A 20,085-nucleotide genomic window follows, 5' to 3' on the forward strand; every position below is an offset into this window, starting at 1 on the left:
GAGCACAGCTAAGTGTTTCATTGTCCGCTGTTCCGACGATCCGAGACGCGGACAGCGACCAGCGGTATCGCCCGGGCGGAACGTTCGCGACCTCGCCCAATTCTTCTCGCCGGGAACGTCCCGGATAGGAACCGCATGAACACCTGGACCACCCGCGCAGAGACCGACGCGGACATCCCCGCGATCCGCGACATCATCCTGCGGGCCTTTCCCACCGCCGCCGAGGCCGACCTCGTCGACGCCCTCCGTGCTGACCCGGCCGCGTGGATCGACGGGCTGTCGATGATCGCCGCGACCGCCGGCGGGCATCCGGTGGGCCACGCGCTGCTCACCCGCTGCCACGTCGGGAACGAGCCCGCCCTCGCGCTGGCGCCGTGCTCAGTGCTGCCCGAGTTCCAGCGCACCGGCGCGGGCTCGGCCGCCATCCGCGCGGCCCTGACCGCGGCACGAGCGATCGGCGAGTCGCTCGTCGTGGTGCTGGGCCATGCCGGCTACTACCCGCGATTCGGCTTCCGCCGCGCCTCCGGCTTCGGTATCCGCGCGTCGTTCGACGTCCCCGACGAGGCGTTGATGGCCCTGCCCCTCGACGACTCCCCTGCCGTCCCGGAGGGCGTCATCCGCTATCCCGCGGCTTTCGGGGCGTGACCGCTCGCGCAGTCGCGGTGACCGCGGGACCGTGAAGGCGGGGTGACCTCGTCGTCGTCGTAGGCTTGACGACCATGTCTGCGACCGCGAACCTACGCCAGGAGCTCGACGCCGCCCGGGACCGGTTCGAGCAGTACCGCGTCTCCGTGAGCGCGGCGTTCGACGATCGGCCCGCGGGCGAGTTATCCCGGGCCGTCGAGGCGGTGCTGCCGGATCTGGCGTTCCATGAGGGGCAGGCGGTTGCGGCGGCAGTGGCTCTGGATCGGTTGGGCGCCGGCGCCGATCTGACCGCGGTGATCCGGGCGCTGGACCTGCTGCTCCTCGAGCAGCAGGCCGCGCGGCGCAGCCGGGACTTCCTGGCCGGCGTGGCCCGGGTTCTCGCCAACGTGAGGCGGCGCGAGGAGGACTAGCCGGGTGGTCCGGCCGGCGCGGGTTGCGGGCACGCATGCGGGGGCGGCCGCGCGCGCCCGGCGAGGGCGCCGGAGACAATGGGTGCATGGCATCCCCGGATCAGCGCGCCCAGTTCGAGCTCCTCGCCCCTCTCCTGGCCCGCGAGGGCGTCGATGTGGGGACCGCGTCCGTCGCCGAGCTCGACGCCGGGATGGAGCGCGCCAAGCAGCGCCACGCTGCTGCGGTCGCCCGGGTCCGCGCTGTCCTGGACGCCCACGCCCGCGACGACATCTCCGCCGCCGGCGCGCTTCTCGAGGAGCTGGAGCTGACCGCCGAGACCACTCCCCCGCCGATCCCCGACGCGTTGACCGTGGCGACGCGCTTCGCCCAGCTCGCCCAGACACTGGCGCCGCAGCTACCGGCGGACGTCATCGGCGCGGTCCGGGACCGGGCCCGGCTGGATGACGCTCCGGAGGGCATGGCCGAGCTGTGCGAGGCGGTGCTGCTCGACTGCAACGCCGCCACCGGCATCCGCACCGTGGTCCGCGAGCACGGGCCGGCGTCCGCCCTCTATGCCGCCGCGGCGATGACCGCCGCGGTCTTCAGCCTGTGGGCCGCGCACACCGGCGACTCGATGGAGGAGGTCATCGCCGCTCACGCCTGAGCGGCGGACGCGGGAGCCTAGTTAGGGTCCATGGTCGGATTGCCGTCTTCATCGAAGTAGCGCGGCGAGGTTTCTCCCGTTTCCTTGTCGAACCAGATCGGATTGCCGTCCTCGTCGTAGTAGCCGCACGTGGCGGCAGGTCCGACGCACCCGTCGGCCCGCGGCGGGTCCGTGTACGGAGCTTGCTCGGGCTCCGAGAGCGGCGGCGCGCAATTGACGGTGTCGGTGACGATGGACCCGTCCGACATCACCGCTGCGTTTCGCTCCCAGCACTGGACGAACCGCGGAGGGCCATAGGGATCGAAGTCCTCCGGCCGCATGAACACGGGTCGGGTCGGCGCTGCCGCTGCCGGTGGCGCGGGCGCGACAGCTGGGGTTTCACTAGTCGCGGGTGCCGCGCTCTCCGCTTCCGTAGTAGACGAGCTGGGCGCGCTGCTGGTCACTGCCGAGGTTGTACTGCTGGTGCTGGCACTCGTGGTGGTGCTCGTTGTCAGCGAGCCGGCCTCCACAGGGTCACCGCTGTCGGATCCGCAGCCGGAGACACCAAGTGTGATAATCGCGGCTGCTGCGGTAGCAATGACCAGTCTCATCTGTGGACCTTCCCCTCAGGACGAGGGGAAGTTTACGCTGTGCGCGCTACCGCGTGCGCCATTCACGCACTTCGACAAGTTCGCCACCGCGGTGACCGCGGGGGCGTGGCGCGGCCGCGTCCTCGTCGTCGTCGTTGTCGTCGTCTTCTATACGGCCCGGCGCTCGGCGCCCAGGTAGGCCAGCGCCGCCACCACCTGGGCGCGCGTCGCCGTGAGCAGCGTCGGCTCCTCCTCCGGCGCGAAGTGCGGCGAGTGGTTGGCCGGGATCTCCTGGGCCACCGCGCCGCGGGCCAGTGCGTCCCGGTAGCGGGCGGGATCGACCGAGCCGACGGTCCAGTATGTTTACGGCATCCCGAGCGCGTCCGGGATCAGCGAGAAGTCCTCCGACGCCGTGACCCGGCCGGCCTAGTACACCCCGCGTGCGCGTCGTGGCCACACGCGTGCATCACGCCCGGGGTTTCGGAGGCGTACTCCAGGCCGGTGCCTTCCTGGAAGGGCAGGGCGTCGATGTCGGCGCTGGCGAGGACGGTGGGGGCTTCTTCGGTGGAGTCCGGGGCGGCGGCGGCCGCGGCGGCACCGGTCGGCCCCGCGCCGGCGAGGCGCGGGTTGCTGACGACCGCCACGACGCTCGTCCCGCCGCTGCGCTGGGGCTCCAGGCCCAGGGCGGTGAGCTCCTGCTCGATCCGGTCCGCCGTCGCGTGCGCCGCCATGCTCAACTCCGGGTGGCGGGTGAAGTGGCCATCGAGGTCGCGGAGCCACGGGAGGTAGTCGGAGACAGCGGTTTCGAGGGCGACGGGGACGGAGAGGGAGGTCATGGTGACCAGCTTGCTCCTCGCGAACGCCGAGGTGCACCGGACGCCGCCCCGTCGCGACTACCCAGTCGGTTCCTCGGAATAGCAGCTCACTTCGCCGGAGCGGCGCTTACGATCTCGAGCAACATCTTTATTCGTGCACGACTGCCGCCAAAAGATCGGATCTGCTTTGACCTCTGCTGTCGCCAACATTGCCGCGTGGACGTTCGTCGCCGAATGCCCGATTCCCGACGATATCGGGCCATTGCTCGTGCAGGGCGAGCAGCCGATCGCCGCATATAAGACGTTCCGCGACTCCGCGATCTTCACCACCAAACGCCTCATCGTGCGGGACGCGCAGGGGCTTACCGGCAAGAAGGTCGAGATCTACTCGCTGCCGTACAACGCGATCAACATGTGGTCGTCCGAGAACGCGGGACGAATGCTCGACTTCAACTCCGAACTCGAACTGTGGACACGGGCCGGCCACATCAAGATCAATCTGAACCGAGGCGTCGATATCCGAAAGCTCGACCACCTCATCGCGCATGTCGTCCTCAACGGCTAGGGCGTGTCTCCCAATCGGCGTAGCCAGGTGAGAATTGCACAGAGGGTGACGGCGGCGCGGTAGGTGATCGCGAGTTTGTCGTAGCGGGTGGCCAGCGCTCGCCATTGCTTGGCCAGAGCGAAGGAACGTTCAACGACGTTTCGGTCTTTGTAGAGGCCAGTGTCGAGTTTCGGGGGTCGGCCACCGCGGCTGCCGCGGCGTTCGCGAGCGGCGATGGTGTCGCTTTTCTCCGGGATGACAGCGGCGATACCGCGACTGCGGAGCTGGCGTCGGATCGTGCCGGACGAGTAGGCCTTGTCTGCGATCACCGCGTCGGGGCGGGTGCGGGGTCGGCCCTTGCCGTGGCGTGGGACGTGGATGTCGGCCAGGACTTCGGCCAGCATCGCGCCGTCGTTTCGTTGCCCACCGGTGATCACGTTCGCCAGCGGTCGGCCGCGGCCATCGACAGCACTGTGAATCTTGGTGGTCAGCCCTCCTCGCGAGCGACCGATGCCGTGACCTGCGGGTTCACAGTCCCGGAAGGGCCGGTTCTTGTGATTCGACCCTGCCCCCTGTGTCCTGCTCAGGGCGCGTTGTATTTGTGCTGTGCTGATGAGCGCTGCAGATGGTGGCGTCGACCGAGACGTTCCAGTCGATCTTTCCGGCTGCGTCGGCATCGGCCAGGATCACGTGCAGGATGCGATCCCAGGTCCCGTCCCGGGCGTAGCGGGCGTGACGCTTCCACACGGTCTGCCACGCACCGAACTCCTCGCGGGGTAGGTCCCGCCAGGGAATACCTGCTCGGTAGCGGTAGATGATCCCCTCGACGACTTTGCGATTGTCGCGAAACGGATGCCCCTGCCGCCCTTCATTGGAGGGCAGCAGGGGCTCTATCCGCTCCCACTGCTCGTCGGTGAACTGGCGAAATCGTGACTTCGTCTGTCCCATACGGCCACGGTCTCGCGGGTCACCGCTCAGCTATGGGAGACACGCCCTAGGAGACTGCTGAACAATCAGGGTGTCCGCCCCGCGGGGTGACCCGGGCCTGAAATACTGCGTGTATGCAGGGTGAGTGGGATCGGCAGCGTGAGTTGCTGGATGTGGAGTCGGTGGCGGGGCATCTGCTCGAGCCCGGCAGCGTGTTCGCGTTGCTGGCCGAGCATCGGGACCGGTTGTTCCCGGCGGAGTTGTTCGCCGACCTGTTCCGGTCGGGTCGGGGCCGGCCGTCGATCCCGGGTGAGGTGATCGCCTCCGTCATCGTCTTGCAAGCCCTGTACGGCCATTCGGACCGTGAGGCCGTGGATGCGTTGACGTTCGATCTGCGGTGGAAGGCTGCCTGCGGGTACGCGGTCGATGCGAAGGGCTTTGACTCGTCGACGTTGACCTATTGGCGGCGCCGGTTGGCGGCCAGCGAGCGTCCGCAGCGGATCTTCGAGGTGGTACGTCAGGTCATCGCCGAGACCGGGGCGGTCAAGTCCAAGACCCGCCGGGCACTGGACTCGACGGTGCTGGACGATGCGGTTGCCCGTCAGGACACGATCACCCAGTTGATCGCCCAGATCCGTCGGGTGGGCCGCGAGGTCCCCGACGCCAAAGACCTCATCGCCAGCGTGTGCACCCGCCTGGCCCAGGTGACCGGCCACGGATACGAGACGGCGGGCAAACCACGTATCGCGTGGGACGACCAGGCCGCCCGCGACGAGCTGGTCTCGGCCCTGGTCGCAGACGCTCTGGCACTGCTTGAGGCTCTGGATGTTGAGGCGATCACCGCCGCTGGTGGCAGGCCGGCCGAGGCGGTCGCCCTCTTGGCGTTGGTGGCCGGTCAGGACGTCGAACCGGCCGAGGATTGAAGATGGCACCGACGGGCGGTGGCGCATCGCGCGCCGTACCGCCCCGGATCGGGTGATCTCCACTGTCGATCCTGATGCCCGGCACGCGCACAAGACCCAGCAGCGTCGCCAGGACGGGTTCAAGGCCCACATCGTGGTCGAACCCGATACCGGGCTGACAGTGATGATGTGTGTAGTGGTTCTTCGGGCGGGTCTGACTCACGGGCTGACCGTCGCGGTGGCTGACTAGAAGCGGATTTGTCGGCCCGCTCGGGGGATCGCTACGCACGCGACCGGACGGGCGTTTGTGACCTCATAGGAGCTTGGTTCAGAAGCCCCGCCACTGTCTTGTCCGCCCGCCTGGCCGGCGCGTGCTGCCCCACCGGGATCAACGAGAAAGGCAGCAGTGACCATGATGTCCGATCAGCACGTGCATGTCATCGCCGGAGTGGATACGCATGGCCAGACCCATCACGCGGCGATGATCGACTCCCTCGGGCGGCATCTGGCCGACCGAGAGTTCCCGGCCACGGGTTCCGGGTACCGGCAGCTACTTTCATGGCTCGGCGGCCACGGCACCGTGCAGGCCGTTGGGGTCGAGGGCACCGGTGCCTACGGCGCCGAGCTGTCTCGGGTGCTGGCCCGGGCCGGACTATCGGTGGTCGAAGTCGACCGACCCGACCGCAAGACCCGGCGGATGAAGGGCAAGTCCGACCCGATAGACGCCTATGCCGCTGCTACCGCGGTCGCCTCCGGGCGTGCCACTGGCGTGCCGAAGACCCGCGACGGGATCGTGGAGGCCGTCCGGGCCTTGCGTGTGCCTCGGCGCTCCGCGGTCAAGGCCCGTACCCAAGCGATCAACCAGGCCAGGCAGCTGGTGATCACCGCTCCGGAGGAATTGCGAGCCCAGTTGCGTGGCCTGCCCGCCCGCGAGCTGGCCGCAGTCTGCGCCCGGTTCCGTCCCAGCGACCTCGCTAGTCCCCTCGGCGCGACCAAGGCGGCACTACGCATTCTGAGCCGCCGGATCCTGGCACTGAGTGAGGAGATCGCCGACCTCGACGTCGAGCTGAAAGCCCTGACCGCGCAGACGGCTCCGACCCTGATGAACCGCATGGGCGTGGGACCTGACGTCGCCGGGCAGCTTCTGGCCACCGCGGGCGACAACCCAGACAGGCTGCGCTCCGAAGCGGCGTTCGCGCACCTGTGCGGCGTGGCCCCGATCCCTGCCTCTTCAGGACGACGAGACCGACACCGACTCAACCGCGGTGGCGACCGGGCCGCGAACCACGCCCTGCATACCATCGCACTGAGCCGCATGCGATGGGACGAACGCACCCGCTCCTACGTTGACCGACGAACCGCGCAAGGCCTGTCCAAGAAAGACATCATGCGCTGCCTCAAACGCCACATCGCGCGCGAGATCTACCATGCCCTGATCAACGACCTACAGGCTCGCGACCCCGCCACCAAAGCACCGACCACCGCCGACCTCGCCAAAGCCGCTTGACATCCATAGGAGCATCCACTGCGGCCCGGCTGACTCGGGCCAGCGGTCCGGACAATTCCGATGCCGCCGTCGGTGCGGACCTGGTGACCACAGATCCCACCACTACAGACGTCGAGAACATTGAGGTGCTGGGCGATTCGGCGTATGCCACCGGAGACATGCTGGCCACCCTCGCCGGAAAGCAGTGGCTGCCGCTGGTCAAACCCTGGCCGACCAGGCCCGCTGTGGAGGGCGGGTTTGGTCTGGATGACTTCACCTTCGATGCCGCGGCAAACACGTTGACCTGCCCGGCTGATGTCATGCGGACAGTGTCGCCGCAGGGCCGGGCGAAGTTCGGTGCGGCCTGCCGGCAGTGTCCGCTGCGCCAGCGGTGCACCACCTCACAATCCGGCCGCTCGGTGCTGCTGGGCGAGCACCATGTGCTGCAACGCCAGCACCGCCAGCGCGCACAGGGCGAGGACTTCCGGGCCACCTACCGGCAGCATCGCCCGATGGTGGAACGCTCCATCGCCTGGCTCACCCGAGGCGCCCGACGAGTGCCCTATCGCGGGGTGGATAAGAACAACAGCTGGCTCCACCACCGCGCCGCCGCCCTCAACCTACGTCGACTGCTAGCCATGGGCCTGACCCACCAGAACGGAGCTTGGGCCCTGGCCTGACCAGCAGTTAGGGGAGCCGCCTCTCGCCGATGGCCGGTGAGACCGCGCATAATCACATCAAGTGGACCGAAGGCCCTCGGTCGTCGCACCCAGAGTGCTCACCTAAAACGCCGCTCGCCATCCCACCGGTGACGCCCGGGCCCGCCGCTCACACGACCGCCAACCCCAATAGCGCCTTGTTCAGCAGTCTCCTAGGTGTTCTGTCGGAGGCGAATGACACACTGCTGGCATGACCACACCGTCCGCCCCATCGGCCGAACCCGCCCAGCCTGACGGCACAGTGTGGGGCTGGTGGCCCTCATTCGAGCACTACTCCAGCCCCGGATCGAAACCGTGGGGCATCTCAACCAGCCGTAAGCGCGTCGAGGCCGCCATCGACCGCCACAATGGAAGGCCCAACAAGGCGTGCACGATTGCGCGCCTTGCCTCGACCGGGTGGGTTCTCGAAGCCAAGCGGAGTAGAGGCCACACCGTCGATATGAAGCCTCGCCAGGCCGACAGGTACATCAACGCTCGCGCAGGCGGCGGCTGGGGCAACCAGGGCGAGGTTCCGCCCGCACACGAACTGACCCGCCCGACCGTCGATCTCGACCAGTAGCCGGAAGTGCGCGATTGCCCGCAGAAAAGTTGACCGGCCGTAGGGTCAAGCCGACTTCTTGGCCGGCGTCTTGCGGGCCGTCGACTTCTTCGCCGGGGCCTTCTTGGCCGTGGACTTTGAGGCTGTCGACTTCTTGGCCGTGTTTGAGCCGGAGCTGCCGGAGTCCGACTTCGAAGACATCGACTTCTTGGCAGTCGACTTCTCGGCCGCGGCCTTTTTGGCCGGCGCCTTCTTGTCCGCAGTCTTCTTGGCCGGGGTCTTCTTTGCCGAGCTGCTCCCGCTCTTCTTGCTGGTGGCCTTCTTGGCGGAGCCGGAGTCCTCGTCGTCGTCGCCCTTGTCGTCGTCCTGGTCGTCGGCGTCGTCCGCCTTACCGCCCCGGTCCTTCACACTCGCCCGCAGCGCCGCGAGCAGATCGGCCACCTCGTCGTCGCCGTCATCGTCCGACGACTCCTTCTCCTCCACCGTGAACGCCTCACCGCCGGCCGCCTTGGCCTCGATCAACTCCTTGAGCTGATTCTGGTAATCGTCCTCGTATTTCTCCGGCTCGAAGTCCGCCGCCATAGTCTCGATGAGCGACGCCGCCATCTTGACCTCCTGCGGCCGGACCTTGGCCTCCTTGTCCAACCCCTCCAGGATCGCCGGGCGGATCTCGTCGGGCCACAGCAGCGTCTGCAGCATGAGCACGTCCTTGTACACCCGCAGGGCGCAGAGGCGAGTGCGGTTGCGCAGCGTGAACGTGCAGATGGCGAGGCGGTCCGTCTGTTGCAGCGCCTCGCGCATCAGCACGTACGCCCGGTTGGAGCGCGACGCCGGCTCCAGGAAGTACGCGTTGTCGAACGCCACCGGGTCCACCTGATCCGCCGGGACGAACTCCGTCACCTCGATCTCGTGGTTCTGCTCCACCGGCAGGCTGGCGAGGTCCTCCTTGGTGAGGATGACCATCTCACCCTCTTCGGACTCGTACGCCTTGGCGATGTCGGAGAACTCGACCTCCTCGCCGTTGTCGTCCCGAACCTTCTTGTAGCGGATGCGGACGCCGTCCTTCTTGTCCACCTGCCGCGCGTGCAGATCGTGGTCCTCGGTCGCCGCGTACACCTTGACCGGCACGTTGACCAGACCGAACGAGACCTCGCCCTTCCAGATGGATCGCATATAGGGAGTATGCGACAGATGTGGGTGCTCGGCAGCCGGACGCGGGGCTGTTGCGTGTGGTGCCGGCGGTCGAACTACCGACGTCGACCGGCATCGGCTCCGTGGCATCCGTCGGCCGGCGAACCCGAATGGGACCAAGAGCCGCTGCGCTTAGCACTCTGCATTGTTTAAACTCAGGCGTCGATTCTACACTTCGCAACGTCTCTTGTGCTTAACTCGGAGTTATGAGTCCAGCAGAGCAGGGTACACGAACTCGCGGTAAGTCTTGGATTTTGGATGTGCGCGATAGCGTCGCCCTCTCGAAGCAGATCTTATCCGGTCTCGAGGCTGAGCTGCTCGACTCTTGGAGTACCGATCCTACGTTCACGGTCTTTTCGAATGACGACCAGTTCCATCGCGTCAGAAATCTGGACGAAACCATATCCGGCCCTTCCGGATTTAGAGTGCGTAGCTGGGGTTCGCCGGTGATGCGGTGAGGCACAAGATGTAGGGGTCCTGGGGCGTGTGAAGATGCAAGTTCCTACACCAGCACTTCGCATCCCCAGGACCCGCTTTGAACGCTACCGCCAGCCTGCTTGCCGACACCATCTGCCGCACCGTCGAGCTCGGGGTGACCATCACTGACGCCGCTGTGGCCGACGAGCTCACGCACCTGTTCTGCGCCCCGGTCACACTCGACCCGATCTGCCCCGGGTGCGGGATGGCGGGGCGCCTGCGAGACCACGTCCAGCGGAAGGTCACGGATCTACCGATCGTCGGGCACCCGACCAGGCTGCATGTGCGGGTACCGCGCTTCACCTGCGACAACGATGACTGCGGCACGAGGATTTTCCAGCAGCGGATGCCGGCGTTGGCTGAGCCGCGGGCCAAGACCACCCGCCGCTGCAGCCGCTGGATCCTGCAGCGCTTGGCGATCGACCGCACCAGCGTGTCCGCGGTGGCCAAGGCCCTCGGGCTGGGCTGGGATCTCGTCAACGACCTGGCGGTCTCGAAGATCCGCTCCATGGTCTACGAGCAGCCCGGACACTTCGACGGCGTCCGCGTTCTCGGAGTCGATGAGCACAAATGGAAGCACGTGCGCGGCGACGGCAGCAGCTCATTCGCCACCGTCTTGGTGGACCTGACCCCGGTCGTGGACGGCACCGGCCCGTCCCGCCTGTTGGACATGGTCCCGGGCCGTTCAGCGAAGGTGCTCGCCGACTGGCTCGACGCCCGTGACCAGGCGTTCCGGGACCGCATCAAGGTGGTCACGATGGACGGGTTCGCCGGCTACCACACCGCCGCCGCCAGCGCGGTGCCCGCTGCCCGGACGGTGATGGACCCGTTCCACGTCGTGCACCTTGCCGCCGACAAGCTCACCGTGTGCCGCCAACGCATCCAGCAGGCCACCACCGGGCACCGGGGCCGCACCGGCGACCCGCTGTACGGCATCCGCCGCACCCTGCGTACCCGCGCTGACCTGCTGACCGACAAGCAGAAGATGCGCCTGTTCCAAGCGTTCACCGCCCATGATGCACACGCGGCGGTGGAGGTCACCTACGGCGTCTACCAGCGACTCATCGCCGCCTACGAGGCCTCGGGCAAGCGGGAGGGCAAGATCGCGATGTACAAGCTCCTGCGCTCCATCCGGGCCGGTGTACCGAAAGAACTCCCCGAGCTGGCCCAACTTGGCCGGTCACTGTGGAAGCGGCACCGCGAGATCCTCGCCTACTTCGACGTGGACGCCTCCAACGGCCCCGTCGAGGCCATCAACGGGCGCCTCGAGCACCTCCGCGGAATCGCCCTGGGCTTCCGAAACCTCAAGCACTACATCTTGCGGTCACTGATCCACTCCGGACAGCTCCAGAATCGGATCAACGCACTCTAAATCCGGAAGGGCCCCATATCCATCGCTAACGGCCGGATAATCTCGATAATTGGGCATTTTCCGCTTAAGTATCGTGAGCGTAGCTTCGGCATTGACCTTTGGTGCTCAAATCACAGTGAACCGAAACTAAAAGTAGAACTAAAACTCTCAGGCCCCAACGATAGCGCTACCGACGAGTTATTTAACCACTTGACTGCAAAGTTAGGTGCAGTTATTCAGCGCCATAGCCTAAGCGGTGCGGAACTACAGAATGAGCAAGTGGGTGTCGGTGGAAGGTCAGCCACCGTGGCTGCAAGCCCCCTGAAGGACGACCCACTCGATGAACTCGATACGCTGCTCAAACTGCGGGGCGAGCGCCGGCAGCGCGTGTTCATTTCGTACTCGCACGATGATGAGGCCCACAAACAATGGACATTCAAACTCGCCTGCGACCTTCAAGCGGTTGGAGTTTGGGTAATCTTCGACCAATTCCTTCCACTAGGGTCCAATCTAGCACTCTTCATGAGCCACAATCTTGTTGACTCCGACCGTGTAATCGCTGTATGCACCCCCGGATACGTCGACAAAGCCAACGCGGGAGTAGGAGGCGCCGGCTATGAAACCACGGTGCTTACCCAGTCGCTAATGGAAAACCAGAACGCCGACCGTGTCATTCCAGTCATTGCACGCCAACACCCCCCATACCGCGTACCTACCTACCTGTTTTCGCGGAAATACATCGACTTCTCAAACAAGGACGAGTACGCCGAGCGATTTGAGGAATTAGCGCGCGACATTCTTGGCGCAGCCAAAACGAGTCGGCCTCCACTCGGTCAGAATCCGTTCCAGAATTAGAGCCGTACTACGGATTGAGAGTGCCCCGCCCAAGTCAGCGCGCGAGTCAGGGGTGCCCCTGCTCGTATACGCCTCAATTGAGCAACGCTAGCGTTCAGCCTGAAGTCGCGCCTCTAACGCCTTACTCGATCGCGGAGCTGAGAGGGCTGATCCCCGACGGCTTGGGTCATTGCTCGGTCGTGACGCCGCTGCTAGTTCGCGTCTGAATAGATGGACGCTCTCGCCATAACGATCGACACCGCGAGCCCGACTCCAAGGCCGACGAACAGTACTGCTGCAGCCACGGCGAGCCCCTGGCCTCCCCGGGTGGTTCCCGCGATCACCAGCTTGACGGCGATAAGTCCAGCAAGGCCCCGCCTCGGCACAGCGCGCGCCGCTTCGGTGACGAACTTGCGTACGTGCATTGCGTCTCCGGACTCGCATCTCTCCTCCCACCCGCTCGCAGAGGTGGTCCTGGCGGTCCCCTTCCCAGAGAAACGGGCGCCGTGGGGCAGTCTCGGCTGTCCGCTCAACCTGTTCGGCCGCGTGCCAGCACTTCCGGAACACCCGGCGAGGAAACTGGGCCAAGGTCGCTCACCTCGTCGTCGTCACATAGTCACGGCGAGCCGCAACTACGCGCCAGGCAGCGCCTCCCCACCGATCGGTCGGCGGCCCCGCCGGAGGCACCTGGAAAGCTGTCCCCATGCCCGCCGACCTCGCGCCTCTGCTCCTGCTCGTGGCGGCGTCGGCCGTCATCCTCGGGACCGTGCTGCAGCGGGTCAGCGGGATGGGGGTCGGGCTCGTGGTCTCGCCGACGCTCGCGCTGCTGCTCGGGCCCGTCACCGGCGTGCTGCTGACCAACATCACGACCGTCGTCTCCGCCGTACTCATCGGCATCACGCTGCGCCCCGACATCGACTGGCAGCGCTACCGCCGCCTCGCGCCCCTCATCGTCGTGGGGTCCGTGCCCGGCGCCCTCCTGGTCGGCGCCGCGGACCGCCACTGGCTCGAGGTCATCATCGGCGTCGCACTGATCGGCACGCTGCTGACGACCGCGTTGGTGCGGATCCCACCCATGAGCGGTCGCCTCCCCGCCGCCGCGGCCGGCACCGCCGGCGGGTTCCTCAACACCGCCGTGGGCGTGGCCGCGCCCGCCATGCTGGTCTACGCGCAGGCGACCAACTGGCAGCAGCGGTCGTTCGCCGCGACCCTCCAGCCGATCTTCGGGACCATGGGCCTCGTCTCGGTCCTGGTCAAGGTCGGGCTCGGGGCGGCCCCGGCGTCTGAGCTGCCGCTGGCGGTGGTCGCGCTGGTCGTGGCGATGGTGCCGATCGGCATCGTCATCGGCGGCCTGGTCGCGCGGCGGGTGCCCGCGGCCGTCGGGCGCAAGGTGGCGATCGTCGTGGTGACCGTCGGCGCGCTCAGCCTGCTCGGGCGGGGGCTGGCGGGCGTGATCAGCTGACCCGTCCCCCGGTCGGTGGGCGGGTGCAGGGGCAACCAGGCTTAAGGCAGAGTCGGTCATCTCGCTGATTCGTCTACTACACACGCGGCGATCCTCCTATTGTCGAGGAACCCCTTAGTTCCCCTCACGAAGGACCGCCATGACCACGCAGACCATCGACATCCCGCACCTCGGCGGCTCGACCATCGGCTACCGGTTCGGGCGTGAGTACGACCCCTCCCTGCCGACCCTGGTGATGATCAACTCCTTCACCACCTCCGTGGAGCTGTACCGGCCGCAGTTCGCCAGCGACGAGCTCGGCTCCCGCATGAACCTGCTCGCGATCGAGCCCTACGGGCACGGCGCCACCCGCTCCCGCTACCGGCACTTCACCTATTGAGACAGCGCGATCGCCGCTCTGCAGGTGATGCAGGCCCTCGACATCGACTCGGCGTTCGCGCTGGGCACCTCGCAGGGCGGCTGGATCGCCACGCGCATGGCACTGCTTGACCCCGACGCCATCCGCGGCATCGTCGTGGTCGGCACCTCCATGGACTACGAGAGCCAGGCCAGCATGGAGCGCGGCTGCTGGGACGGCTCCGGCTTCTGCACACCCGCGATCGACGCCCTCGCCGCCCCCGTCGGGGACGAGTGGGTTGTCGACGACGAGTTCGTCCTCGGCGTCCTGGCCGCCGGCCTCGGAGACGACGTGTCGGACTCCGAGAAGCAGTTCTGGCTGGACACGTACCGCCAGAACTACACCGGCGACGACGGCCGGCACCGCCTCCGCACAGCGTCGGTCAACCTGCGCGACCGCGACGGCCTCGAAGCCCGCCTCGGCGACGTGATCTGCCCGGTCCTCTGGCTGCAGGGCACCGCCGACTCCGTGTACTCCGTGGCCAACGCCGAGGACGGCATCGCCCGCTTCACCGGCTCTCCCTCCGCCGAGCTCCAGATCGTCGAGGGCGGCCAGCACTTCCTCACCGCCTCCGACCCCGAGACCGCCAACGCCGCCACCCTGGCCTTTGTCGAGAAGTGGAGCTAGCGCAGCGGTCTGCGCTGAGCCTCCTCGGGCGGCCGCCCGGCGGCTGCGGCCTCCGGGCGTTCGTCGTCTTTGCTGTTGGCCGTCACCACCGATAGTCGAGGAACTTTCCGTCGAGGGTGATCACCACCCGGTCCCCATCGGGGTCCGGCCGACGCCGAAAGTCGACCTGGAAGTTGATCGCGCTCATGATGCCGTCCCCGAACTCCTCGTGGATGAGTGCTTTGAGCGCCGGCCCGTAGACCGCCAGCGCCTCGGTGAGCCGGTAGATGGTCGGGTCCGCCATCTGCTCGGCCGGCGTACCGCGGCTCGGCTGCAGGGCCAGGCTCTCGGCGACGTCCTCACCCAGGCCGAGCAGCTCGCAGATCGAGGCGGCCTGCTCGGCGGACATCGGATGGTTGCCGAGCAGCGCGGCGGTGGTCCACACCAGCGGGGCGCCCAGGTGCTCGGCCAACTCCGACCACGTGCGGCCCTGGCGGATACGGGCGGAGTCGACGAGGGCGGCGGCATCGCGCTTGGACATGATCGGGTTCACGGGGGATTCCTCCTGGTGGGGTGCGGTCGCGGTGGGGTGCGGTCGCGGTGGGGTGCGGTCGCGGTGGGGGTCGGCCGGGTCGGGCCGGGCGCGCCGGACGGGCGGCGTATCGGTGAGGGTCGATCGGGTCAGGCCGGGGCGCCGGCGGGCTCCACGTCGGCCTGGGCGGACTCGGCCTGCAGCGGCCGCCGCGCCTTGGTACGGGCGTGGGTGACGTAAAGGGTCAGGCCCACGAAGAGCAGGCCACCGGCGAGGTTCCCGAGGACCGTGGGGATCTCGTTCCACACCAGGTAGTCGCTCCAGGAGAAGTCGCCGCCCAACATGAGTCCGGTCGGGAACAGGAACATGTTGACCACCGAGTGCTCGAAGCCCATGTAGAAGAACAGCATCACCGGCATCCACATGGTCAGCGCCTTGCCGCTCACACTGGTCGACATCATCGCCGCCACCACTCCGGTGGAGACCATCCAGTTGCACAGCACGCCACGGAAGAACAGCGACGCCATCCCGGCCGCCCCGTACTCCTTGTAGCCCAGGGTCCGCGCCTCGCCGATCTCCCCGAGGCGCTGGCCCACCTCGTCGGGCGCCACGTTGAACCCGTAGGTGGTGATGAACGCGATGAGGAACGCCACCGTCAGCGCACCGGCGAAGTTGCCGACGAAGACCAAGCCCCAGTTGCGGAACATCCCGCCGACCGTGACCCCTCTGCGCTTGTCGAGCAGGGCCAGCGGCACCAGCGTGAACACGCCGGTCAGCAGGTCGAAGCCGAGCAGGTACAGCAGAATGAACCCGACGGGGAACAGCACCGCCCCGAGCAGGGCACTGCCCGTCTGCACGGTGACCGTCACTGCGAACGCCGCCGCCAACGCCAGGATCGCGCCGGCCATGAAGCCGCGGATCAGCGTGTCGCGGGTGGACATGTGAACCTTCTTGGCCCCGGCGTCGATCATCGCCCGGGTGAAGTCCTCTGGTTGAACGTAGGACACGTCGTCTCCTCCAGCTCTGCGGTAGCCGCGCTAATGAACTGGACCGAGTCTGAACGCGCATTGTGTCGTGGCCGTTTCGCCGCCGCAGCGGTCGGTAACCGCCGGCTCACGAGGAGGCGGGCGGGCGGTGAGGGGTCGGCACGCCACCTCGGATGAGTGGGTGACAGCGAGCGGTGAGCGGCCAGAGTGAACTCGTCGTCGACATCTCCCCAGGCCCGTCGCTCGCGGCGGCACCGCCCTGCCGGCGTGGTTAGGCTGCACGACAGATGTCAATGGCCAACAATCCAGCGGACCGGCCCACCCTCGCCGGTCTGCGGGAAAGAGGAACAATGACCGTCTCAACCGCCTCCGTCCGCGCCGTCGGAGTAACGACCTACGGTGGCCCCGACGCCCTGCAGGTCGTGGAAGTCCCCAAGCAGGAACTCGGCCCGACCGAAGTCCGCGTGCGCGTCACCGCCGCGACCATCAACCCCACCGACACCTACACGCGCAACGGCTCCCGCTCGAAGACCGGAACGCCGCGCGGGGCTGCGGACGTCCCCGGCATGGACATCGCCGGAACGCTCATCGAGATCGGCGAGGACGCCGACACCTCCCTGTCCGTGGGCGACAGGGTCATGGGCATCGTGGTCCCCCGCGACGACCACGGTGCGTACCGCGAGGACATCGTCCTGCCCGCCCGGTCGGTCACCGCCGCGCCCCGCAATGCCGACGACATCGCCGCGTCGACGCTCCCGATGAACGGCCTCACCGCCCGGCGCGCCCTCGACCTGCTGGCGCTGAATCCCGGCCAGGTTCTCGCGGTGACCGGGGCGGCGGGCTCGACCGGCGGATACGTCATCCAGCTGGCCAAGCACGTCGGCCTCATCGTGGTCGCCGACGCGTCCGAGGCGGACGAGGAGCTCGTCCGGTCGCTCGGCGCCGATCAGATCGTGCGGCGCGGCGAGGGCGTCGCCGACCGCATCCTCGAGCTCTACCCCGACGGCGTCGACGGCCTCTTCGACGGATCCGTGCAGGAGTCCGCCGTGCTCCCCGCGGTCAAGACCGGCGGTGGGGTCGCGACGGTGCGGGGGTATCGGGGCGACGGAAAGCAGGACCTGCGGGTTCATGCCGTGAGCGTGGTCGACATGGCGGAGGAACAGGAAAAGCTCGACGAGCTGCGGAAGCTGGCCGAGGACGGCGTGGTCACCCTCCGTGTGGCGGACAGCTACGCGCCCGAGGACGCGTGGCGGGCCCACGAACGACTCGAAGCCGGCGGGACTCGGGGGCGGTTGGTGATTGACTTCACACGGTGATGTTCGGGTGGGGGCACTGACGGTCGGTAGTCGCCGCGACCGCCCGTAGTGCCACCATTCGGACTCCGTCCGACTACTGGACCATGGAGACCTCATGTCTGCACCTCTGCCCTCCCTGGGCCGACTGTCCTCCGTCCCTCCCCGAGAGGTTTGGAAGCACGAGGCGCTGTCCTTCACCCCCTGGCTCAGAGACAACGTCGATGTCCTGAACGAGGTCCTCGGCATGGACCTCGAGCTCGACGCGGCCGAGCATCCGGTCGGCAGCTTCAGTTTGGACCTCATCGGTCGCGACGCCGCCACCGGCACCACGGTCATCGTGGAAAACCAGCTGGAGCAGTCTGACCACTCTCACCTCGGTCAGCTCATCACCTATGCAGCGGGCACTGAGCCCACCACCATCATCTGGATCGCTACTGATTTCCGGCCGGAGCATCGAGCCGCACTCGATTGGCTCAATGAACGGACGGACGAGGAGACACGATTTTTCGGGGTGGTGATCCGAGTCGTTCAGATTGGCGACTCGGACTACGCGCCAGCCTTCGATTTGGTGGCCCAGCCGAACGACTGGGTGAAGCGCGTCAAGCGCGAAACTCGCCCCGCCTCGGCGAGAGAGTCGGTCTACCGAGAGTTCTGGGAGGCAGTCTTAGAACGCATCCGACAGTCGCACCCCCATTGGACGAATGCGCGGACCACTGGCGGCAATTGGTGCGGGACCTCCTCTGGGGTGCCAAAGGTACTCATATCCATGATCTGGTTCGGAAGCCGGCTGACCCTCCAGCTCTATTTTGAGTCACCGGACCCCGAAACGAATCGGGAGCGCTTCAACGCTCTCCGCAATCGAGCTGACGAGTTCGAAGCCGCCTTTGGTGCGCAACTCGAGTGGGATCCAATGGAGGGAAGAAAAGCCGCGAGAATCATTGCCAGTTCGGACTTCAACGACATCCAGGACCGCGACGCCTGGCCTGCGATGACCGACTGGCTCATTGACGCACAGGGCCGACTCCGCCGAGCGATCGAGGCAGTGGGGGAAATCAGCTAGGCGCCGCTCTTCCACCTCCAGGACGGGCGCGAAGACCGGCCGTCGAGCCATTGTGGGAGCCCGTACGCACTGCCCCTGAATGTCGGATCCGCACCTTATGCTCAAGGCGTGGAGCTTCCCAGCAAGACACGCATCCGGAAGTGCGGTGAGCTGATACGTTCCGCACGATTCGACCCCGGCTTCGCCTATGACGTGACCCAGTTGGGCGAAGCCCTCGACGTCGTGAAGCTGTTTCGTCGCGCCCACCAAGAACCGATGGCCAAAGTTCGCAACGGGTTGACGTCCATGGTGAACACCCTCGGGTTCGACCCAGTTATCAGGCTCTTCCGGAATCAGAGTGCATTGATCCGATCCTGAAGCCGGCCGGAGTGAATGAGTGACCGCAAGATGTAGTGCTTGAGGTTGCGGAAGCCCAGGGCGATCCCGCGGAGGTGCTCGAGGCGGCCGTTGATGGCCTCGACGGGTCCGTTGGAGGCACCCACGTCGAAGTAAGCGAGGATCTCGCGATGCCGTTTCCACAGTGAGCGACCGAGCTGGGCGAGCTCGGGCAGCTCCTTGGGCACCCCGGCCCGGATCGAGCGCAGGAGCTTGTACATCGCGATCTTGCCCTCCCGCTTGCCGGCGGCGTCGTAGGCGGCGATGAGTCGCTGGTAGACGCCGTAGGTGACCTCGACCGCCGCGTGCGCATCGTTGGCGGTGAATGCTTTGAACAGGCGCACCTTCTGCTTGTCGGTGAGCAGCTCGGCTCGGGTGTTCAAGGTCCGGCGGATGCCGTACAGCGGATCGCCCGTGCGGCCCCGGTGCCCGGTGGTGGCCTGCTGGATGCGTTGGCGGCACACGGTGAGCTTGTCGGCGGCCAGGCGCACGACGTGGAAGGGGTCCATCACCGTCCGGGCAGCGGGAACGGCTTTGGCGGCGGCGGAGTGGTAGCCGGCGAACCCGTCCATCGTGACCACCTTGACTCGGTCTCGAAACACCTGGTCACGGGCGTCGAGCCACTCGGTGAGCACCTTCGCCGAGCGCCCGGGGACCATGTCCAACAGGCGAGACGGGCCGGTGCCGTCCACGACCGGGGTCAGGTCGACCAGGACGGTGACGAATGAGCTGCTGCCGTCGCCGCGCACGTGCTTCCATTTGTGCTCGTCGACTCCGAGAATGCGGACGCCGTCGAAGTGGCCGGGCTGGTCGTAGACGATCGTGCGAGTCTCCGACAGTGCTAGATCGTTGACCAGATCCCACCCCAGCCCGAGGGCCTTGGCGACCGCGGACACGCTGGTGCGGTCGATCGCCAGACGCTGCAGGATCCAGCGGCTGCAGCGACGCGTGGTCTTGGCCCGCGGCTCGGCCAACGCCGGCATCCGCTGCTGGAAGATGCGCGTCTCGCATTCGATGTTGTCGCAGGTGAAGCGCGGTACCCGCACATGCAGTCTGGTGGGATGACCCACGATCGGCAGATCCGTGACCTTCCGCTGGACGTGGTCCCGCAAACGGCCCGCCATCCCGCACTCGGCGCAGACCGGGTCGAGTGTGACCGGGGCGCAGAACAGGTGCGTGAGCTCGTCAGCCACAGCGGCGTCGGTGATCGTCACCCCGAGCTCGACGGTGCGGCAGATGGTGTCGGCAAGCAGGCTGGCGGTAGCGTTCAAAGCGGGTCCTGGGGTGTTCGATGCGTGGCGTAGGAACCTGCATCTTCAC

23 protein-coding genes and 1 pseudogene are annotated in these 20,085 nt (G+C 67.0%); 16 read left to right on the forward strand and 8 right to left on the reverse strand.

All coding sequences use genetic code 11. From position 1 onward, the window contains the following. Positions 1 to 135: 135 nt before the first annotated feature. From C3V38_RS02675 to C3V38_RS02685, 3 genes are all read left to right on the forward strand, one after another. Complete coding sequence (locus C3V38_RS02675) at positions 136 to 645, forward strand: GNAT family N-acetyltransferase (RefSeq protein WP_061229179.1); 510 nt, start codon at positions 136 to 138, stop codon at positions 643 to 645. A gap of 74 nt (positions 646 to 719) precedes the next feature. Continuing rightward, the gene (locus C3V38_RS02680) at positions 720 to 1,055 is read left to right on the forward strand and encodes a hypothetical protein (RefSeq protein WP_106385003.1); all 336 of its coding nucleotides are present in this window, start codon (positions 720 to 722) and stop codon (positions 1,053 to 1,055) included. An 86-nt stretch (positions 1,056 to 1,141) separates the two neighbouring features. After that, positions 1,142 to 1,699, forward strand: a complete 558-nt coding sequence (locus C3V38_RS02685; RefSeq protein ID WP_106385004.1) for a hypothetical protein — start codon at positions 1,142 to 1,144, stop codon at positions 1,697 to 1,699. Positions 1,700 to 1,716: 17 nt separating this feature from the next. Here the strand turns inward: C3V38_RS02685 and C3V38_RS02690 are convergent, their stop codons facing one another. From C3V38_RS02690 to C3V38_RS02700, 3 genes are all read right to left on the reverse strand, one after another. After that, positions 1,717 to 2,025 carry a hypothetical protein gene (locus tag C3V38_RS02690; RefSeq protein ID WP_106385005.1) on the reverse strand — a complete coding sequence of 103 codons (309 nt, stop codon included), beginning with the start codon at positions 2,023 to 2,025 and terminating at the stop codon, positions 1,717 to 1,719. 411 nt (positions 2,026 to 2,436) lie between these two features. Further along, positions 2,437 to 2,568 (reverse strand): hypothetical protein, encoded by a 132-nt coding sequence (locus C3V38_RS18170; protein ID WP_256386847.1) that lies wholly within the window; start codon positions 2,566 to 2,568, stop codon positions 2,437 to 2,439. Between the two features lie 89 nt (positions 2,569 to 2,657). Beyond that, on the reverse strand, positions 2,658 to 3,104 hold the full coding sequence (locus C3V38_RS02700; protein ID WP_217354174.1) for a M20/M25/M40 family metallo-hydrolase: 447 nt from the start codon (positions 3,102 to 3,104) through the stop codon (positions 2,658 to 2,660). Positions 3,105 to 3,270: 166 nt separating this feature from the next. Between C3V38_RS02700 and C3V38_RS02705 the strand changes: the two genes are divergently transcribed. After that, positions 3,271 to 3,648 (forward strand): PH domain-containing protein, encoded by a 378-nt coding sequence (locus tag C3V38_RS02705; protein WP_043565875.1) that lies wholly within the window; start codon positions 3,271 to 3,273, stop codon positions 3,646 to 3,648. Here C3V38_RS02705 and C3V38_RS02710 read toward each other — a convergent pair. Further along, positions 3,645 to 4,575 (reverse strand): IS5 family transposase gene (locus C3V38_RS02710; RefSeq protein ID WP_371412134.1). Its coding sequence is split into 2 segments (ribosomal slippage): positions 3,645 to 4,181 and positions 4,183 to 4,575, totalling 930 coding nucleotides; the frame shifts between segments, so codons are not numbered across the junction. The genes C3V38_RS02705 and C3V38_RS02710 overlap by 4 nt on opposite strands. Before the next feature lie 113 nt (positions 4,576 to 4,688). Here C3V38_RS02710 and C3V38_RS02715 point away from each other — a divergent pair. The 4 genes and pseudogenes from C3V38_RS02715 to C3V38_RS17330 all read left to right on the forward strand — a co-directional run. Continuing rightward, positions 4,689 to 5,694 (forward strand): annotated as a pseudogene (locus C3V38_RS02715) (transposase); the annotation flags it as partial. Between the two features lie 177 nt (positions 5,695 to 5,871). Further along, positions 5,872 to 6,963, forward strand: coding sequence for an IS110 family transposase (locus C3V38_RS02720; RefSeq protein WP_217354164.1), 1,092 nt, complete (start codon positions 5,872 to 5,874; stop codon positions 6,961 to 6,963). Continuing rightward, positions 6,960 to 7,622, forward strand: a complete 663-nt coding sequence (locus C3V38_RS02725; protein ID WP_371412135.1) for a transposase — start codon at positions 6,960 to 6,962, stop codon at positions 7,620 to 7,622. The genes C3V38_RS02720 and C3V38_RS02725 overlap by 4 nt, the downstream gene beginning before the upstream one ends. A 229-nt stretch (positions 7,623 to 7,851) precedes the next feature. Beyond that, positions 7,852 to 8,220 carry a hypothetical protein gene (locus C3V38_RS17330; protein WP_129591158.1) on the forward strand — a complete coding sequence of 123 codons (369 nt, stop codon included), beginning with the start codon at positions 7,852 to 7,854 and terminating at the stop codon, positions 8,218 to 8,220. A 45-nt stretch (positions 8,221 to 8,265) separates the two neighbouring features. On the opposite strand, the gene C3V38_RS02730 is transcribed toward C3V38_RS17330, so the two are convergent. Further along, on the reverse strand, positions 8,266 to 9,372 hold the full coding sequence (locus C3V38_RS02730) for a Ku protein (protein WP_106385008.1): 1,107 nt from the start codon (positions 9,370 to 9,372) through the stop codon (positions 8,266 to 8,268). Positions 9,373 to 9,925: 553 nt separating this feature from the next. Between C3V38_RS02730 and C3V38_RS02735 the strand changes: the two genes are divergently transcribed. The 5 genes from C3V38_RS02735 to C3V38_RS02755 all read left to right on the forward strand — a co-directional run bounded on the left by C3V38_RS02735 (position 9,926) and on the right by C3V38_RS02755 (position 14,538). Next, positions 9,926 to 11,239, forward strand: a complete 1,314-nt coding sequence (locus C3V38_RS02735; protein WP_106385009.1) for an ISL3 family transposase — start codon at positions 9,926 to 9,928, stop codon at positions 11,237 to 11,239. Positions 11,240 to 11,524: 285 nt separating this feature from the next. Next, positions 11,525 to 12,073, forward strand: a complete 549-nt coding sequence (locus C3V38_RS02740) for a toll/interleukin-1 receptor domain-containing protein (protein ID WP_165001059.1) — start codon at positions 11,525 to 11,527, stop codon at positions 12,071 to 12,073. 682 nt (positions 12,074 to 12,755) lie between these two features. Further along, positions 12,756 to 13,514, forward strand: a complete 759-nt coding sequence (locus tag C3V38_RS02750; protein WP_106385012.1) for a sulfite exporter TauE/SafE family protein — start codon at positions 12,756 to 12,758, stop codon at positions 13,512 to 13,514. Between the two features lie 139 nt (positions 13,515 to 13,653). Beyond that, complete coding sequence (locus C3V38_RS17870) at positions 13,654 to 13,893, forward strand: hypothetical protein (protein ID WP_254426058.1); 240 nt, start codon at positions 13,654 to 13,656, stop codon at positions 13,891 to 13,893. A gap of 27 nt (positions 13,894 to 13,920) precedes the next feature. After that, entirely contained in the window at positions 13,921 to 14,538 is a 618-nt protein-coding gene (locus C3V38_RS02755) for an alpha/beta fold hydrolase (protein WP_254426059.1), read from the forward strand. Between the two features lie 82 nt (positions 14,539 to 14,620). Here the strand turns inward: C3V38_RS02755 and cynS are convergent, their stop codons facing one another. Together cynS and C3V38_RS02765 are read right to left on the reverse strand one after the other, a co-directional pair. Continuing rightward, positions 14,621 to 15,070, reverse strand: a complete 450-nt coding sequence (gene cynS, locus C3V38_RS02760) for a cyanase (RefSeq protein ID WP_106385013.1) — start codon at positions 15,068 to 15,070, stop codon at positions 14,621 to 14,623. A 128-nt stretch (positions 15,071 to 15,198) separates the two neighbouring features. Beyond that, positions 15,199 to 16,056, reverse strand: coding sequence for a formate/nitrite transporter family protein (locus tag C3V38_RS02765; protein WP_106385014.1), 858 nt, complete (start codon positions 16,054 to 16,056; stop codon positions 15,199 to 15,201). A 329-nt stretch (positions 16,057 to 16,385) separates the two neighbouring features. On the opposite strand from C3V38_RS02765, the gene C3V38_RS02770 reads away from it, so the two are divergent. The 3 genes from C3V38_RS02770 (at position 16,386) to C3V38_RS17335 (ending at position 18,747) form a co-directional block, all read left to right on the forward strand. Then, the gene (locus C3V38_RS02770; RefSeq protein WP_106385015.1) at positions 16,386 to 17,351 is read left to right on the forward strand and encodes an NADP-dependent oxidoreductase; all 966 of its coding nucleotides are present in this window, start codon (positions 16,386 to 16,388) and stop codon (positions 17,349 to 17,351) included. 94 nt (positions 17,352 to 17,445) lie between these two features. Next, positions 17,446 to 18,390 carry a DUF4268 domain-containing protein gene (locus C3V38_RS02775; RefSeq protein WP_106385016.1) on the forward strand — a complete coding sequence of 315 codons (945 nt, stop codon included), beginning with the start codon at positions 17,446 to 17,448 and terminating at the stop codon, positions 18,388 to 18,390. Between the two features lie 108 nt (positions 18,391 to 18,498). Beyond that, the gene (locus C3V38_RS17335; RefSeq protein ID WP_129591159.1) at positions 18,499 to 18,747 is read left to right on the forward strand and encodes a hypothetical protein; all 249 of its coding nucleotides are present in this window, start codon (positions 18,499 to 18,501) and stop codon (positions 18,745 to 18,747) included. Here the strand turns inward: C3V38_RS17335 and C3V38_RS02780 are convergent. Continuing rightward, a complete protein-coding gene (locus C3V38_RS02780; protein ID WP_106385017.1) occupies positions 18,723 to 20,036 on the reverse strand; it encodes an ISL3 family transposase in 1,314 nt (437 codons plus the stop codon). The genes C3V38_RS17335 and C3V38_RS02780 overlap by 25 nt on opposite strands. Positions 20,037 to 20,085: the final 49 nt, after the last annotated feature.

This window comes from Dietzia sp. oral taxon 368 (assembly GCF_002999155.1).
Taxonomy (GTDB): domain Bacteria; phylum Actinomycetota; class Actinomycetes; order Mycobacteriales; family Mycobacteriaceae; genus Dietzia; species Dietzia cinnamea.